We start from the raw sequence: 17,114 nt of genomic DNA on the forward strand, positions 1-17,114 counted from the left end.
GAATGAGCGGCATTTTGCGTAAACTTGCGCCACTTGGCAACCAATTAGAGAGACAGGTCACATCTATTGTTAAATCTCTTCGTCAATTTTATTTCGACGCAAACGGTTTCGTCGGCGCTCAGGATTCTCTATAATGACGCCCGTTTTCCCCCCTTGCGCACACTGTAAGCGCCCCGGCGCTTCGAAGACGAGAGACTTATGATGGAAATTCTGCGTGGTTCGCCTGCACTGTCTGCCTTCCGTATTACCAAACTGCTGGCACGTTTTCAGGCGGCCGACCTTCCGGTAAGCAATATTTACGCTGAGTATGTCCATTTTGCTGACCTGAATGCCCCCCTGAATGCAGAGGAGCGCGTACAGCTGGAACGCCTGCTCAAGTATGGCCCAAGCCTCAGCAGCCATACGCCAACCGGCAAACTGATCCTTGCGACGCCGCGTCCGGGCACCATCTCCCCCTGGTCTTCCAAAGCCACCGACATCGCCCACAACTGTGGCCTGAGCCAGATTAACCGTCTGGAGCGCGGCGTGGCGTACTACGTGGAAGCCTCTACCCTGAGCGACGCGCAGTGGCAGGCGGTCGCGGCTGAACTGCACGACCGCATGATGGAGAGCGTGTTTGCCTCTCTCGATGACGCGCAGAAGCTTTTCTCCCACCATCAGCCTGCGCCGGTACAGAGCGTGGACCTGCTGGGGCAGGGCCGTCAGGCACTGATTGACGCCAACCTGCGTCTCGGCCTGGCGCTGGCAGAAGACGAAATCGACTACCTGCAGGATGCGTTCGTTAAGCTCAACCGTAACCCGAACGACATCGAGCTCTATATGTTCGCGCAGGCGAACTCTGAGCACTGCCGTCACAAGATTTTCAATGCCGACTGGATTATTGACGGCGAACAGCAGCCAAAGTCGCTGTTCAAAATGATCAAAAACACCATGGAGCAAACCCCTGACCACGTGCTGTCTGCCTATAAAGACAACGCCGCGGTGATGGAAGGTTCCGAGGTGGGCCGCTTCTTCGCCGATCGCGAAGCAGGGCGCTATGACTTCCATCAGGAGCCCGCGCATATCCTGATGAAGGTTGAAACCCACAACCACCCGACCGCGATCTCCCCGTGGCCGGGTGCGGCGACCGGCTCCGGCGGTGAAATCCGTGACGAAGGGGCGACCGGTCGTGGTGCAAAACCCAAAGCGGGTCTGGTCGGTTTCTCCGTCTCCAACCTGCGTATCCCGGGCTTTGAACAGCCGTGGGAAGAAGACTTCGGCAAGCCAGAGCGCATTGTGACCGCGCTGGATATCATGACCGAAGGCCCGCTGGGCGGCGCGGCGTTTAACAACGAATTTGGTCGTCCGGCGCTGAACGGTTACTTCCGTACCTATGAAGAGAAAGTGGACAGCCACAACGGCGAAGAGCTGCGCGGCTACCACAAACCGATCATGCTGGCGGGCGGGATCGGCAACATCCGTGCCGATCACGTGCAGAAAGGCGAGATCGTCGTCGGCGCGAAGCTGATCGTGCTCGGCGGCCCGGCGATGAACATCGGTCTGGGCGGCGGTGCGGCCTCTTCGATGGCCTCCGGCCAGTCGGATGCGGATCTCGACTTCGCGTCCGTGCAGCGTGACAACCCTGAGATGGAGCGTCGCTGCCAGGAAGTGATCGACCGCTGCTGGCAGCTGGGCGATGCTAACCCGATCCTCTTTATCCACGACGTGGGCGCGGGCGGTCTGTCCAACGCCATGCCGGAGCTGGTGAGCGACGGCGGTCGCGGTGGCCGTTTCAACCTGCGCGATATCCTGAGCGATGAGCCGGGCATGAGCCCACTGGAAATCTGGTGTAACGAATCCCAGGAGCGCTACGTGCTGGCCGTTGCGGCGGATCAGCTGCCGCTGTTTGACGAGCTGTGCCGCCGCGAGCGCGCGCCGTATGCCGTCATCGGTGAAGCGACCGAAGAGCAGCACCTGACTCTGAGCGACACCCATTTCGACAACCAGCCGATCGATCTGCCGCTCGACGTTCTGCTCGGTAAAACGCCGAAGATGACCCGCGACGTGCAGACCCGTAAAGCGGCGGGCAAAGCGCTGGATCGCCAGGGCATTACCGTGGCTGAAGCCGTTAATCGCGTGCTGCACCTGCCAGCTGTTGCTGAGAAAACCTTCCTGGTGACCATCGGCGACCGTACCGTGACCGGTATGGTATCCCGCGATCAGATGGTTGGCCCGTGGCAGATCCCGGTGGCGAACTGCGCCGTGACCACCGCGAGCCTCGACAGCTACTACGGCGAAGCGATGGCGCTGGGTGAACGCACCCCGGTCGCGCTGCTGGACTTCGCGGCCTCTGCCCGTCTGGCGGTCGGTGAAGCGCTGACCAACATCGCCGCCACGCAGATTGGCGATATCAAACGTATCAAGCTCTCCGCAAACTGGATGGCCGCTGCCGGTCACCCAGGCGAAGATGCGGGCCTGTATGAAGCCGTGAAGGCGGTGGGTGAGGAGCTGTGTCCTGCCCTCGGCCTGACCATTCCGGTGGGCAAAGACTCCATGTCGATGAAAACCCGCTGGCAGGAAGGTAACGAGCAGCGCGAGATGACCTCCCCGCTGTCGCTGGTGATCACCGCGTTTGCCCGCGTGGAAGACGTGCGTCACACCGTTACGCCGCAGCTGGCGACCGAAGATAACGCCCTGCTGCTGATTGACCTGGGTAAAGGCCACAACGCGCTCGGCGCCACCGCGCTGGCGCAGGTTTACCGTCAGCTTGGCGATAAGCCAGCCGACGTGCGCGACGTGGCGCAGCTGAAAGGCTTCTACGACGCCATCCAGGCGCTGGTGGCGCAGCGTAAGCTGCTGGCCTACCACGACCGTTCCGACGGCGGCCTGCTGGTAACCCTGGCAGAGATGGCCTTCACCGGCCACTGTGGGGTTGAAGCCAACATCGCTACGCTGGGTGAAGATCGTCTGGCGGCGCTGTTTAACGAAGAGCTGGGCGCCGTGATTCAGGTGCGTGCGGCAGATCGCGACGCGGTTGAAGCGATTCTGGCGCAGCACGGTCTGGCTGACTGCGTGCACTATCTGGGTAAAGCCGTTCAGGGCGATCGCTTCGTCATTGAAGCTGACGGTCACGCCGTGTTCAGCGAAAGCCGCACCACGCTGCGCATGTGGTGGGCGGAAACCACCTGGCAGATGCAGCGCCTGCGTGATAACCCGGAATGTGCCGATCAGGAGCACAACGCGAAGGCCAATGACCAGGATCCAGGCCTGAACGTGAAGCTCTCCTTCGACATCAACGAAGACATCGCCGCGCCGTACATTGCGACCGGTGCGCGTCCGAAAGTGGCCGTGCTGCGCGAGCAGGGCGTTAACTCCCACGTTGAGATGGCTGCCGCCTTCCACCGCGCGGGCTTTGACGCTATCGACGTTCACATGAGCGACCTGCTGGCCGGACGTACCGGTCTGGAAGATTTCCAGGCGCTGGTGGCGTGCGGTGGTTTCTCCTACGGTGACGTGCTGGGTGCGGGCGAGGGCTGGGCGAAATCTATCCTCTTCAACAGCCGCGTGCGCGACGAGTTCGAAACCTTCTTCCATCGTCCGCAGACCCTGGCGCTGGGCGTGTGTAACGGCTGTCAGATGATGTCTAACCTGCGCGAACTGATCCCGGGCAGCGAAGCCTGGCCGCGCTTTGTGCGTAACCAGTCTGACCGCTTCGAAGCACGCTTCAGCCTGGTGGAAGTGACCCAGAGCCCGTCTCTGCTGCTGCAGGGAATGGTCGGGTCGCAGATGCCAATCGCGGTGTCCCATGGCGAAGGTCAGGTCGAAGTGCGTGATGCCGCGCATCTGGCTCAGCTGGAGAGCAAAGGTCTGGTAGCGCTGCGCTTTGTCGATAACTTCGGCAAGGTCACCGAAACCTACCCGGCCAACCCGAACGGTTCGGTGAACGGTATTACTGCGGTAACCAGCGAAAGCGGTCGTGCAACCATCATGATGCCGCATCCTGAACGTGTGTTCCGTACCGTGAGCAATTCCTGGCACCCGGAAAACTGGGGCGAGGACAGCCCGTGGATGCGTATCTTCCGCAACGCGCGTAAGCAGCTGGGTTAAGTTTCAGCGTCCTGACTGTAGGCCCGGTGAGCGCGAGCGCCACCGGGCTTTTTTGTCTCTGTCGCAAAATCGCGACAACCCTTTGGTTTGAGTGTCTCCAAAAGGAGACATTTAACTTATTGATTTATATGTGGCAGGAAAGGTTCCCGTTAAGGTGTTGCTGAACAGCGACACTTAGCCTGAAAATCATTCAACCGATAACGAACGGTTTAAGCGAGTAAAAATTATATATTTCAAGGTGTTAATTTTTTGTTTTGCATTCTGGCACGGGTGTTGCATAATATTAACCAGTGGCTCATTCACCTTCTTATGTCAGCCCCTTCGGGACGTGCTACATAAACTTCGAATGACGCACAAAAAGGTGCCTGCCGTCCAACTACTGATCATAGCGATGCTTTATCAGGCCAGGGCGAAACGTCGAGTTAGGCACCGCCTCATTCCATGACAAAGCCGGGTTTTTACCCGGCTTTGTTGTATCTGAAGGGCAGACTCAGTTACGCTCTGCGTAAACCCCCATTAAGAGAGTAATGCGTTGAAACGCTGGCCCGTTTTTCCCCGCTCCCTGCGACAGCTCGTCATGATGGCCTTTCTGCTGATCCTGCTGCCGTTGCTGATCCTTGCCTGGCAGGCGTGGCAAAGCCTGAACGCGCTGAGCGCGCAGGCGGCATTAACCAACCGCACGACGCTTATTGACGCCCGGCGCAGTGAGGCCATGACCAACGCCGCCCTGGAGATGGAGCGCAGCTATCGTCAGTACTGCGTGCTTGACGATCGCACGCTGGAAAAGGTGTACCAGAGTCAGCGCAAGCGCTACAGCGAAATGCTGGACGCCCACGCCGGCGTATTGCCTGACGACAAGCTGTATCAGGCGTTACGTCAGGATCTGAACGATCTCGCACAGCTGCAGTGCCAAAATAGTGGACCCGATGCCGCCGCCGCCGCGCGCCTGGAAGCCTTCGCCAACGCCAACACCGAGATGGTGCAGTCAACCCGCACGGTGATTTTCTCGCGCGGCCAGCAGCTTCAGCAGGAGATTGCCGAGCGCGGCCAGTTCTTCGGCTGGCAGGCGCTGGTGCTGTTCCTCGTGAGCCTCGGGCTGGTTCTGCTCTTTACCCGCATGATCATCGGCCCGGTGAAGGGGATCCAGAGAATGATCAACCGCCTGGGGGAGGGAAAATCGCTGGGTGATACGGTCGCTTTTAAAGGCCCTCGCGAATTGCGTTCCGTCGGTCAGCGTATTATCTGGCTGTCCGAGCGCCTGGCGTGGCTTGAATCACAGCGTCATCAGTTCCTGCGCCATATCTCCCATGAGCTTAAAACGCCGCTGGCCAGCATGCGCGAAGGGACGGAACTGCTGGCGGACGAAGTGGCAGGGCCGCTTACCCCCGAACAGAAAGAAATTGTCGAGATCCTGGATAACAGCAGCCGCAATCTGCAGAAGCTGATTGAGCAACTACTGGATTACAACCGCAAGCTGGCTGACGGGGCGGTTGTACTGGAAAACGTCGACATTGAACCGCTGGTGGATATGGTGATCTCCGCCCATAGCTTGCCAGCAAGAGCTAAAATGATGCATACCGGTGTAGAGCTGAATGCGCCGACCTGTCTCGCTGAACCCATGCTGCTAATGAGCGTTCTGGATAATCTTTATTCCAATGCGGTGCACTATGGTACTGAATCCGGTAACATTTATATCCGAAGCTATACGAAGGGTTCCCGGGTGTTTATAGACGTCGCTAACACCGGCACCCCGATCCCCGATGACGAAAAAACCATGATCTTCGAGCCCTTTTTCCAGGGGAGTCATCAGCGGAAAGGTGCGGTGAAAGGCAGTGGTCTGGGCTTAAGCATCGCCCGGGACTGCATACGACGCATGCAGGGTGAGCTAAACATTGCCACGGACGAACGTTCGGATGTTTGCTTCCGTATTGAACTGCCCCTGAGCCGGAAAAATCAATAAAATGAATCTATGTCTGGTGAGTATGTCACACGTCTTTTCCCGCGCCGTACGCGCGGTGTTTTCCCGCAGCACGCTTCGCCTGAGCCTGCCCTGTTTATTTCTGGCTGGGTGTATTTCCCATGTGCCGCAAAGCGCGATTAGCGATAAACAAGAAGATAAATGGCCCGATAACCAGCTGGCCGATTTCCTCTCAACCCGCTGTGACGACATCTGGAACCTCTCAGGCCATGACGTCGAAAGTAACCCGCTGTTCTGGCTGCGCGGGATAGACTGCGCCCAGCGTCTGGCGCCGGTTGACGCCCGCGCGAAAGCGGCGATGCTGGATGATGATACCTGGCAGGACGCGTTCAAGCGTGGGATTTTGCTGGCGGATGCGAAAATCACTCCCGTCGAACGCCGCGCCAACGTGACCCGACTGGACACGTTTGTGGTCAATCTTCCGGTACAGATCCGCCCGGTATACCAGCTCTGGCGCGAGGGACAGACGCTACAGCTTCAGCTTTCTGAAGAGCGCTCCCGCTACAGCAAGCTGCAACAGTCAACCGATAGCGAGCTTGATACACTGCGTCAACAGCAGCAACATTTACGTACGCAACTGGATACCACGACGCGTAAGCTGGAGAACCTGACCGATATCGAACGACAGCTCTCGTCGCGTAAATATCAGCCGGGGAGTTCATCCGCTGCGCCGGACAGCGATGCGCCGAAACAAGAGGATGTGAAGCATGACGAGCCGTAAACCAGCCCATCTCTTACTGGTGGATGACGATCCCGGTCTGTTAAAGCTGCTGGGGATGCGTCTGGTGAGTGAAGGCTACAGCGTCGTGACCGCGGAAAGCGGGCTGGAGGGGCTGAAAATTCTCAGCCGCGAGAAAATCGATCTGGTGATAAGCGACCTGCGGATGGATGAAATGGACGGCCTGCAGCTGTTTGCGGAGATCCAGAAGCAGCAGCCGGGTATGCCCGTGATTATCCTGACCGCGCACGGGTCGATCCCGGATGCGGTTGCCGCGACGCAGCAGGGGGTATTCAGCTTCCTGACCAAGCCGGTGGACAAAGATGCGCTGTATAAGGCTATCGACAGCGCGCTGGAACATGCCGCTCCGGCGGGGGATGAAGCGTGGCGGGAGCCTATCGTCACCCGCAGTCCCGTGATGCTGCGCCTGCTTGAACAGGCGAGGATGGTGGCGCAGTCTGACGTCAGCGTGCTCATCAACGGCCAGAGCGGAACCGGAAAAGAGATCCTCGCGCAGGCGATTCATAACGCCAGCCCGCGCAGCAAGAACGCCTTTATTGCGATTAACTGCGGCGCGCTCCCGGAGCAGCTGCTTGAATCTGAACTGTTTGGTCATGCCCGCGGCGCATTCACCGGCGCGGTAAGCAGCCGTGAAGGGCTGTTCCAGGCGGCGGAAGGCGGCACGCTGTTCCTGGACGAGATTGGCGACATGCCCGCGCCGCTGCAGGTCAAGCTGCTGCGCGTGCTGCAGGAGCGCAAAGTGCGCCCGCTGGGCAGCAACCGCGATATCGATATTAACGTGCGAATTATCTCCGCTACCCACCGCGATCTGCCAAAAGTGATGGCCCGCAACGAGTTCCGCGAAGATCTCTACTACCGTCTGAACGTGGTCAACCTGAAAATCCCGGCGCTGGCCGAACGTGCGGAAGACATCCCGCTGCTGGCGAACCATCTTTTGCGCCAGGCGGCCGATCGTCATAAACCGTTCGTGCGCGCGTTTTCCACCGATGCGATGAAGCGGCTGATGGCCGCAAGCTGGCCGGGTAACGTGCGTCAGCTGGTCAACGTGATTGAGCAGTGCGTGGCGCTGACCTCCTCACCGGTCATCAGCGACGCGCTGGTGGAGCAGGCGCTGGAAGGGGAAAACACGGCGCTGCCGACCTTTGCCGAAGCGCGTAACCAGTTTGAGCTGAACTATCTGCGCAAGCTGCTGCAGATCACCAAAGGTAACGTGACCCACGCGGCGCGGATGGCCGGTCGCAACCGCACCGAGTTTTACAAGCTGCTCTCGCGTCACGAGCTGGAAGCGAACGATTTTAAAGAGTAGTACCGCAAAATTCGCCTGAATATGGTACTGTGAGCAATCGATTACGAGGCAGCTTACAGGCAAGAGTTTAAGGACCCACCATGAAAAAGATTGATGCGATTATTAAACCTTTCAAACTGGATGATGTGCGTGAAGCGCTGGCGGAAGTCGGCATCACCGGGATGACCGTGACGGAAGTGAAAGGTTTTGGTCGTCAGAAAGGTCACACCGAGCTTTACCGTGGCGCAGAATACATGGTCGACTTTCTGCCGAAAGTGAAAATTGAAATCGTGGTCAGCGACGATATCGTGGACACCTGCGTGGACACCATTATCCGCACGGCGCAAACCGGCAAAATTGGCGACGGTAAAATCTTCGTCTTTGACGTGGCGCGCGTGATCCGTATCCGTACCGGCGAAGAAGACGACGCCGCGATTTAACGTTCTTGCCGGGTGGCGCTGCGCTTACCCGGCCTACAAAACTCTTCGTAGGCCCGCGCAAGCGAAGCGCCGCCGGCGATTACAGCACCTTATGCGGGCCGAAGCACTCGTAATGAATGCTGTCTTTGTTTACTCCCAGCCCCACCAGCTGCTGCGCGGCATACTGCATAAACGCCACCGGCCCGCAGACGTAGAACTGCATGTCCGGCGCGCTAAACGCCCCTTCCATCTGGCTTAAATTCATCAGACCTTCGCTGTCAAAGCGGGCAGCTGCGCGGTCTGCTTCCGTCGGCAGGCGATACCAGGTGTGCGCGGTGAAACGCTGCAGGGAGGCCCCGAGCGTTTTCACCTCATCCGCAAAAGCGTGCACGTCGCCGTTTTCGGCGGCATGGAACCAGTTAACCTGTGCACCGTGGTGTGATTTTGCCAGCGTATCAAGCATCGCCAACATCGGCGTCTGGCCGACGCCCGCAGAGATCAGCGTGACCGGCGTATGGGCTTCAACGGCCATAAAGAAGTCGCCCGCTGGCGCGGCCAGATGGACCACGTCGCCCACGTTCGCTTCGTTGTGCAGCCAGCTGGAAACCTGACCGCCGTCCTCACGCTTCACCGCAATGCGGTAGCCTTTACCGTTTGGCTTGCGGGTAAGAGAATACTGACGTATCTCCTGATGCGGGAAACCTTCAGGCTTCAGCCACACGCCCAGATACTGCCCTGGCTGGTAATCGGCCACCGGTTGACCGTCCACCGGCTCAAACTCGAAGCTGGTGATTAACGCACTGCGCGGCGTTTTCTCAACGATGCGGAACGCGCGCGTGCCTTCCCAGCCGCCGTTCTTACTGGCGTTTTCGCTGTAGATCTGCGCTTCACGGTTGATAAACACGTTTGCCAGCACCCCGTAGGCTTTACCCCACGCGTCCAGCACCTCCTGGCCCGGGCTGAACATCTCGTCCAGCGTTGCCAGCAGGTGACCACCCACGATGTCGTACTGCTCGGGTTGGATCTGGAAGCTGGTATGTTTCTGCGCGATTTTTTCCACCGCAGGCAGCAACGCTGGCAGGTTTTCAATATTGCTGGCGTACGCCGCGATGGCGTTGAACAGCGCTTCACGTTGATCGCCGTTACGCTGGTTGCTCATGTTGAAAATCTCTTTGAGCTCCGGGTTGTGCGTGAACATGCGATCGTAGAAATGGGCGGTGAGTTTAGGGCCGGTTTGCACCAGCAGGGGAATGGTGGCTTTTACGGTAGCGATGGTTTGAGCGTCGAGCATGAGCGCGTCCTTTTGATGTCACTTTAATGATGTATTTTAAATGCATCTTATAAAAAATACCCCTGCGTTGTAAATGGTTCTTTGCAAGATGAAAAATATGCATCACAAACCTGAAAAGAAATCCGCTGGAAAGGGCGAGGGCTTTATTCCTCAAACCCTTGCGTGGCGGGTAGGAAAACGTTTGCGTAAAATCGTTTGTCAAGACCTGTTATCACAGAACTAATCAGTTATACTGTTGCCCGTCGTCCAACAGGACTGCCTTTTCAGGCCAAAATTTACTTGTTAGCTGAGTCAGGAGATGCGGATGTTAAAGCGTGAAATGAACATTGCCGATTATGATGCCGAACTGTGGCAGGCTATGGAGCAGGAAAAAGTACGTCAGGAAGAGCACATCGAACTGATCGCCTCCGAAAACTACACCAGCCCGCGCGTTATGCAGGCGCAGGGTTCTCAGCTGACCAACAAATACGCTGAGGGTTACCCGGGCAAACGCTATTACGGCGGTTGCGAGTACGTTGATATCGTTGAGCAGCTGGCTATCGATCGTGCGAAAGAACTTTTTGGCGCTGACTATGCAAACGTCCAGCCGCACTCTGGCTCTCAGGCTAACTTCGCGGTCTACACCGCGCTGCTGCAGCCGGGCGATACCGTTCTGGGTATGAACCTGGCGCAGGGCGGCCACCTGACTCACGGCTCCCCGGTTAACTTCTCCGGCAAACTGTACAACATCATCCCTTACGGTATTGATGAGTCCGGTAAAATTGACTACGAAGACATGGCGAAGCAGGCTAAAGAGCACAAACCGAAGATGATCATCGGTGGCTTCTCTGCTTACTCCGGTATCGTTGACTGGGCAAAAATGCGCGAAATCGCAGACAGCATCGGTGCTTACCTGTTCGTTGACATGGCGCACGTTGCGGGTCTGATCGCTGCAGGCGTTTACCCGAACCCGGTTCCACACGCTCACGTTGTGACCACCACCACCCACAAAACCCTGGCGGGTCCACGCGGTGGCCTGATCCTGGCGAAAGGCGGTGACGAAGAGCTGTACAAAAAACTGAACTCCGCGGTGTTCCCAAGCGCGCAGGGCGGCCCACTGATGCACGTTATCGCGGCAAAAGCGGTCGCGCTGAAAGAAGCGATGGAGCCAGAGTTCAAGGTTTACCAGCAGCAGGTTGCTAAGAACGCCAAAGCGATGGTGGAAGTGTTCCTGAACCGTGGCTACAAAGTGGTATCCGGCGGGACTGAAAACCACCTGTTCCTGCTGGATCTGGTTGATAAGAACCTGACCGGTAAAGAAGCTGACGCAGCCCTGGGCCGCGCCAACATCACCGTGAACAAAAACAGCGTGCCAAACGATCCGAAGAGCCCGTTCGTGACGTCCGGTATCCGTATCGGTTCCCCGGCCGTGACTCGCCGCGGCTTCAAAGAAGCAGAAGTGAAAGAGCTGGCTGGCTGGATGTGTGACGTTCTGGACAACATCAATGACGAAGCCGTCATCGAGCGCGTCAAAGGTAAAGTTCTGGATATCTGCGCACGCTTCCCGGTTTACGCATAATTCCTCTGCTTTGCAGAAATAAAAAAGGCCGCGCATGCGGCCTTTTTTTATGGCTTAACGCCGGTCCAGGGAGATGGCGCCAGGTCCGACAATCGCCAGCAAAATAAAGGCGCCAGCAATACTGATATTCTTGTAGAAGTTAATCATATTCGGTACGACCGCATCACCGGTCATATCCCAGTAATGATGCCCAATCACCGCCGTTCCGAGAGTGTAGAACACAAACAGTACCGCGAGAGGACGGGTGAAAAAGCCCAGTACGATCAGAATGGCGGCAGGCACTTCCATGACTACCGCAATAATGGCCGCCAGCATGGGCATCGGCGTGCCCAGCGAGGTCATGTATTGTACGGTGCCGCTAAACCCCGTCACTTTTGGATAACCAAAGATTATAAACAGCACGACAAGCGCGATGCGGCCAATGAGCAGCAGCAGGTGACGTGACTGGCCGAAATCGAGATAACGTAGTGAGTTCATGGCAGAAAAACCTCTGCAAGTGGAGTAATTTAAACGTAATACATATTTCCATTCCCTGCCATAAGCCAGACGATTGCACAAGATGTTAAATTTTCGTTAATTTATAGCAGGCTATCTACTTGCTTAATTTTTATATTCTCGCCAGACTATGGCCTCGATTTCGGGAGGGATTCATGGTCTTGCATTCCACGCGCTGGCTGGCGCTCAGTTATTTCACCTATTTCTTTAGCTACGGCATTTTTCTGCCTTTCTGGAGCGTCTGGCTTAAGGGTATCGGCCTGACGCCCGAGACCATCGGCGTCCTGCTGGGGGCCGGGCTGGTGGCGCGTTTCCTCGGCAGCCTGCTGATCGCCCCGCGCGTCAGCGATCCCTCCTTACTGATCAAGGCCGTACGCATTCTGGCTCTGCTGACCCTGGTCTTTGTGGCCTGCTTCTGGGTCAGCCATCAGTTTGCCTGGCTGATGGTGGTGATGGTCGGCTTTAACCTGTTCTTCTCACCGCTGGTGCCGCTGACGGATGCCCTGGCGAACACCTGGCAAAAGCAGATCACCATGGATTACGGTCGCGTGCGCCTGTGGGGCTCTATCGCCTTTGTGATTGGCTCGGCGCTGGTGGGCAAACTGGTCAGCCTGTACGATTACCGCGCCATTCTTGCCCTGCTGAGTATCGGTATTGCCTCGATGCTGCTGGGCATGCTGCTGCGACCGTCGGTGATGCCGCAAGGGGAAAGCCGCCATCAGGAGAGCGCTGGCTGGCCCGCATGGCGGAGCCTGGTCGCGCAGAGCTGGCGTTTTCTGGCGTGCGTGTGCCTCCTTCAGGGGGCACATGCGGCGTACTATGGTTTCAGCGCCATCTACTGGCAAGGCGCAGGATATTCCGCTTCCGCCGTGGGCTATCTGTGGTCGCTGGGCGTGGTGGCCGAAGTCATTATCTTTGCCCTGAGCAAAAAACTGTTCCGCCGCTTTGGCGCGCGTGACCTGCTGCTGCTTTCCGCCGTGTGCGGGGTGGCGCGCTGGGGGATTATGGGCTGGACGACCGATCTGCCGTGGCTGATTGTGGCGCAAATTCTTCACTGCGGCACCTTTACCGTGTGCCATCTGGCGGCCATGCGCTATATCGCTGCGCGCGAGGGCGGGGACGTGATTCGCCTGCAGGCCGTCTATTCGGCAGTGGCAATGGGGGGCAGTATCGCGATCATGACGGTCTTTGCAGGGTTCCTCTACCAGCATCTGGGGCATGGCGTGTTCTGGGTAATGGCTCTGGTGGCGCTACCGGCAATGTTTGTTCGACCGAAAGTGGCCGCACGCGCGTAACTACGATTCCAGCATGGCGCGAATATGTTCTTGCTGCTGCGCGTTCAATGTCTCAACGGCATGAATCAACGGCGGCGAGAACAGCGGCAGGGCAGTCGGATAGGGGGTGATAACCAGCGCGGCTTCGCGCGGCGCTCCCTCTTTCTGAAAAGCCTGCAGCGTCAGATAGCGAATGTTGAGCGGCAGCAGCGTCAGCTCGCGAAGCTGCTGTTCGATCTGCTCCTCACAGGCTTTGTCTTCTCCCGTCAGCAGGATCACCTGTTTTTCATGCAGGTCAGTCTCCTGCATCAGCCAGGCCCCAAAAATCACCGCCACGAGGCTCATCTCTTCATCGGAAAAACGTAGCCCAAATTCCGCCTCCAGCTCAAACAGCGCCTCTTTCGTCGTGCGTAACAGTCGGGGATAAAGGCGGTGGATCTCCTCCGGCAGGCTATTGTCGATGCCGATTTCAAACAGCGAACGGTCAAGCGCCTGAGCCAGATGGATATACAGCTGATCGGTCAGCCCTTGCTCATCGCTGAAGTTCATCCCCGTCTGGGAACGAAAGCGGGCCACCATGCGCACGATGGCCCGGCGCAGACGCTGATCCTGCTGGTGCTTATCAAGCACCGGATCGGGCGTGCGGAGCATCATAAACAGCAGCGCCAGAAACAGCTGTTCATCCCCGTGGGCACCCTGCGGGACGCGCCGTCTCCAGTGGCGCACGATCTCCTGCGCTGTAAAATACTCCCCCCTCGACTGGGTCCAGCTGCGCTGAACGTGGGAAAACTGCGGCGTATTCCCGAGCTGGTGCTGAATGAGGCAGTATTGCAGATAGAGCTGTAAAAACTGGACGTCGCGGCATTCAAACTGGCGCTGCAGCTTGCGTGAGCAGAAGCCGATCAGCGCCCGCAGGTTCGCATCGTCGTAAAGCGGGCGCGCGATGCCGTGTTGTTTAAGCGCGGTTTTTAATGCGGGGGTAAACTGGTGCGAGACGAACTGCGGGCAAAGCCGTAGCGCCCGGCGCAGCCAGTGCAGCAGGCATAAACGCTGATTCAGGGCTGTGCCTTCAATCCGGTAGCAGCCGTCGTGGTGCGTAACGATATCCAGCCGGTGATAGCGCTGGATTTCATCGCGCGTCTCGGCTATATCTTGCCGTGCCATCGCGTCGTCCACGCCGTTGGCAGCGATTATGCTCTGTGCGGTGACGGCAGCATCGGGCAGGTAAAGCATCAAAAGCACCTGGCAGCGGCGCTGCGAACTGGAAAGCACAGATGGAATTTCAAGCGTCGGCATCATCTGTCGGGTATCCAGTGTGAATGTTTGATAAGAATAGCTAAAGGATGAGCGCTGAAAAGCGCGCCGGCAGGCCTTTCATTCAGGATTGCTGGGGAACATCACAGAATTTTTGACGTGAGGAATTGATGCAAACAGTTAAACAATGTGCGATGGCGTTATTTTTGGCGGTTATCAGCTTAACTGCCAGCGCACACCCTCACAGCTTTATTGACCTCAAAACCGAGCTGGTTACCGACGGCACGCAGCTGAGCGGCCTGAAAATGCGCTGGACGATGGATGAAATCACCTCGGCTGACCTGCTCTATGACGCGGGAAACGCGAAGCCCGGCGATGAAATTTGGAAAAAGCTGGCAGCGGAAGTAATGGCCAACGTGCTCGGCCAGCACTACTTCACCGAGTTCTGGCATAACGGCCAAAAGGTCAAATTTCTGAACCGACCAACGGAATACGGGATGACGCGTGAAGGGCACCAGGCGGTGCTGACGTTCGTGCTTCCGCTGGCGCATCCTCAGCCGCTGGCCGGGCAAACGTACACGTTTTCCACTTTTGATCCCACTTACTATGTTGATATGCGCTATGACAAAGACAGCGACGTACGGCTGCCGGACGCGCTGCAAAAAAGCTGCAAAATTGGCGTTCATACCCCGAAGCCCAGCGAAGAGATGCTGAACTTTGCGGTCTCACTCGACAAGGACGATGCCCCACCCGAGGATATGGAATTGGGTAAACAGTTCGCACAGGAGGTGACGTTACAATGTCAGTGATCTCCTCTCCGGTTCGGAAACCTCGCCGCTGGCTGTATCTCTGGCCGCTGGCGCTCTTTTTGCTGTTAGCGGTTTGCGGCGCGCTGTGGCTGTGGCAGGCCTGGCCGCAGGTTATGATGAAAAGCATTATCTGGCAGCGTGAGGTCAACCAGCAGATGAGCGGACTGCTGAAGGCGGTGGCGGAGAACCCGACCAAAGCGGGCGGATCCCTGCTGGCGTTCAGTTTTGTCTATGGCGTTCTGCACGCGCTGGGGCCGGGGCACGGCAAAATCGTGATTACGACCTGGCTCGCCACCCATCCGTCAAAGCTGAAATCGAGCATCGGCCTGACTCTGGCCTCCTCGCTGCTGCAGGGCGGCGTGGCGATTGCGCTGGTCGTTGTTGTGCTTTCACTTTTGCAGCTTCCGGCGCGCCAGCTGCACATGAGCAGCTTCTGGCTGGAGAAAGGGAGCTACGCGCTGGTGGGCGTGCTGGGGCTGATCCTCTGCTGGCGGGCGCTGAAAAAGCTGCGCGTGCTGCTGCAAAAACCGACATTCAAAGCCTTTACGCCGCACCACGTTCATGATGAACACTGCGGCTGCGGACATCAGCATTTACCCACGCAGGAACAATTACAGAACGGCGACGACTGGCGCGCGCGGTTGATGATCGTTCTCTCGATGGGCATGCGCCCGTGCTCGGGTGCCATCATGGTGCTGCTGTTCAGTAAGGTGATAGGCGTGTTTGGCTGGGGCATGCTGTCCGCGCTGGCGATGGCGGCTGGAACCTCTCTTACCATTTCGTCTTTAGCGCTGCTGGTACACAGCTTCCGTCAGCTGGCGGTCAAACTCAGCGGCAATAAAACGCCGGTGCTGTGGCGACAGATAGGGTGGACCACGCTTGCGCTGGCGGGTGGGGTGATTCTGCTGGCGGCGGCGGTGACGATGTGGATGAGTGCGGTACCGGTGGGAAGGGGATTACGGCCTTTCTAGCGTACTGAGGGATTTTGTAGGCCCGGTAAGCGTAGCGCCACCGGGCTTAACAAACTGGATTAACGCTTCAGCGCATCGCTCAGTTCATCACGCATGTTGGCCAGCATGGCTTTAACAACGCGTGGGTTACCCGCAACGATGTTGCCGGTAGACATATAGTTATGGCCGCCGGTGAAGTCGCAAACAATGGCGCCTGCTTCACGCGCGATCAGCTCGCCCGCAGCAAAATCCCATGGCTTCAGTGAGAGTTCGAAGTAACCGTCAACGCGGCCGGTTGCCACGTAGGCCAGATCCAGCGCAGCAGAACCGGTGCGACGGAAGTCCGCGCATTCGGTGAACAGTTTGCCCAGGATATTCATATAGGTGGTCGCGTGCTGTTTCGCCTTGAACGGGAAACCGGTCGCCAGGATGGTGCCGTCCAGATCACGTGCGTTGCTGCAGCGCAGACGGTAGCCGTTCAGCTGCGCGCCCTGACCGCGGGTCGCGGTGAACAGTTCGTTACGCATTGGATCGTACACAACGGCGACTTCAGTACGGCCTTTAATGCGTACTGCGATAGACACAGAGAAGTGTGGCAGGCGTTTGACGAAGTTGGTGGTGCCATCCAGTGGATCGATAACCCATTGAACATCCTGATCGGTACCTTCATGTTCACCGCTTTCTTCGGTGATGATGGTGTGCTGTGGGTAAGATTTGCGGATCGTTTCGATAATAATCGCTTCTGCGGCTTTATCGACGTTAGTCACGAAATCATTGCTGCCTTTCTGGCTGGTTTCTACGGAGTCTGGCGTTTCGTAGTGTTTGGCAATTACATTACCCGCCTTGCGCGCTGCGCGCACGGCGATGGTCAGCATCGGATGCATCGGTCTCTCTCACTGGATGTTAAAGAACAGGAAAATCGGCGCAGAGTATAGCAGCGGGATCGGATTATGTCTCCCGTTTATGATAATATGCC

Annotated in this window: 13 protein-coding genes; 9 read left to right on the forward strand and 4 right to left on the reverse strand. The window is 57.6% G+C overall.

Annotated features, from left to right (window positions below):
• The first annotated feature begins 198 nt into the window (after window positions 1–198).
• The 5 genes from purL to glnB all read left to right on the forward strand — a co-directional run bounded on the left by purL (window position 199) and on the right by glnB (window position 8,528).
• Window positions 199–4,086 (forward strand): phosphoribosylformylglycinamidine synthase, encoded by a 3,888-nt coding sequence (purL, locus tag ACMGGE_RS00180; protein WP_126534756.1) that lies wholly within the window; start codon window positions 199–201, stop codon window positions 4,084–4,086.
• 532 nt (window positions 4,087–4,618) lie between these two features.
• Entirely contained in the window at window positions 4,619–6,046 is a 1,428-nt protein-coding gene (gene qseE, locus ACMGGE_RS00185; protein ID WP_048029580.1) for a two component system sensor histidine kinase QseE/GlrK, read from the forward strand.
• Between the two features lies 1 nt (window position 6,047).
• Window positions 6,048–6,785: a two-component system QseEF-associated lipoprotein QseG gene (gene qseG, locus ACMGGE_RS00190; RefSeq protein ID WP_420293218.1), complete on the forward strand. Its 738-nt coding sequence runs from the start codon at window positions 6,048–6,050 to the stop codon at window positions 6,783–6,785.
• Window positions 6,772–8,109, forward strand: coding sequence for a two-component system response regulator GlrR (gene glrR, locus ACMGGE_RS00195; protein WP_045908542.1), 1,338 nt, complete (start codon window positions 6,772–6,774; stop codon window positions 8,107–8,109). The genes qseG and glrR overlap by 14 nt, the downstream gene beginning before the upstream one ends.
• An 80-nt stretch (window positions 8,110–8,189) precedes the next feature.
• On the forward strand, window positions 8,190–8,528 hold the full coding sequence (gene glnB, locus ACMGGE_RS00200; RefSeq protein ID WP_003860685.1) for a nitrogen regulatory protein P-II: 339 nt from the start codon (window positions 8,190–8,192) through the stop codon (window positions 8,526–8,528).
• A 79-nt stretch (window positions 8,529–8,607) separates the two neighbouring features.
• On the opposite strand, the gene hmpA is transcribed toward glnB, so the two are convergent.
• Window positions 8,608–9,798, reverse strand: coding sequence for an NO-inducible flavohemoprotein (hmpA, locus tag ACMGGE_RS00205; protein ID WP_420293219.1), 1,191 nt, complete (start codon window positions 9,796–9,798; stop codon window positions 8,608–8,610).
• Between the two features lie 304 nt (window positions 9,799–10,102).
• On the opposite strand from hmpA, the gene glyA reads away from it, so the two are divergent.
• A complete protein-coding gene (gene glyA / locus ACMGGE_RS00210; RefSeq protein ID WP_008502165.1) occupies window positions 10,103–11,356 on the forward strand; it encodes a serine hydroxymethyltransferase in 1,254 nt (417 codons plus the stop codon).
• A gap of 54 nt (window positions 11,357–11,410) precedes the next feature.
• Here glyA and ACMGGE_RS00215 read toward each other — a convergent pair whose 3' ends face one another.
• Window positions 11,411–11,833, reverse strand: coding sequence for a DoxX family protein (locus ACMGGE_RS00215; RefSeq protein WP_420293220.1), 423 nt, complete (start codon window positions 11,831–11,833; stop codon window positions 11,411–11,413).
• 173 nt (window positions 11,834–12,006) lie between these two features.
• Here ACMGGE_RS00215 and ACMGGE_RS00220 point away from each other — a divergent pair, with 173 nt between their 5' ends.
• A complete protein-coding gene (locus tag ACMGGE_RS00220) occupies window positions 12,007–13,146 on the forward strand; it encodes a 3-phenylpropionate MFS transporter (RefSeq protein WP_045908544.1) in 1,140 nt (379 codons plus the stop codon).
• On the opposite strand, the gene csiE is transcribed toward ACMGGE_RS00220, so the two are convergent.
• Window positions 13,147–14,424 (reverse strand): stationary phase inducible protein CsiE, encoded by a 1,278-nt coding sequence (gene csiE / locus ACMGGE_RS00225; protein ID WP_420293221.1) that lies wholly within the window; start codon window positions 14,422–14,424, stop codon window positions 13,147–13,149.
• Between the two features lie 125 nt (window positions 14,425–14,549).
• On the opposite strand from csiE, the gene ACMGGE_RS00230 reads away from it, so the two are divergent.
• Both ACMGGE_RS00230 and ACMGGE_RS00235 read left to right on the forward strand, forming a co-directional pair.
• On the forward strand, window positions 14,550–15,188 hold the full coding sequence (locus ACMGGE_RS00230) for a DUF1007 family protein (protein WP_167211952.1): 639 nt from the start codon (window positions 14,550–14,552) through the stop codon (window positions 15,186–15,188).
• Window positions 15,179–16,159 (forward strand): nickel/cobalt transporter, encoded by a 981-nt coding sequence (locus ACMGGE_RS00235; RefSeq protein ID WP_420293222.1) that lies wholly within the window; start codon window positions 15,179–15,181, stop codon window positions 16,157–16,159. Before ACMGGE_RS00230 ends, ACMGGE_RS00235 begins: the two co-directional genes overlap by 10 nt.
• Window positions 16,160–16,218: 59 nt before the next feature.
• On the opposite strand, the gene suhB is transcribed toward ACMGGE_RS00235, so the two are convergent.
• Window positions 16,219–17,022: an inositol-1-monophosphatase gene (gene suhB / locus ACMGGE_RS00240; RefSeq protein ID WP_003860668.1), complete on the reverse strand. Its 804-nt coding sequence runs from the start codon at window positions 17,020–17,022 to the stop codon at window positions 16,219–16,221.
• Between the last annotated feature and the right edge of the window lie 92 nt (window positions 17,023–17,114).

The organism is Enterobacter sp. BNK-22 (assembly GCF_048684805.1).
GTDB classification, from domain to species: domain Bacteria; phylum Pseudomonadota; class Gammaproteobacteria; order Enterobacterales; family Enterobacteriaceae; genus Enterobacter; species Enterobacter quasiroggenkampii.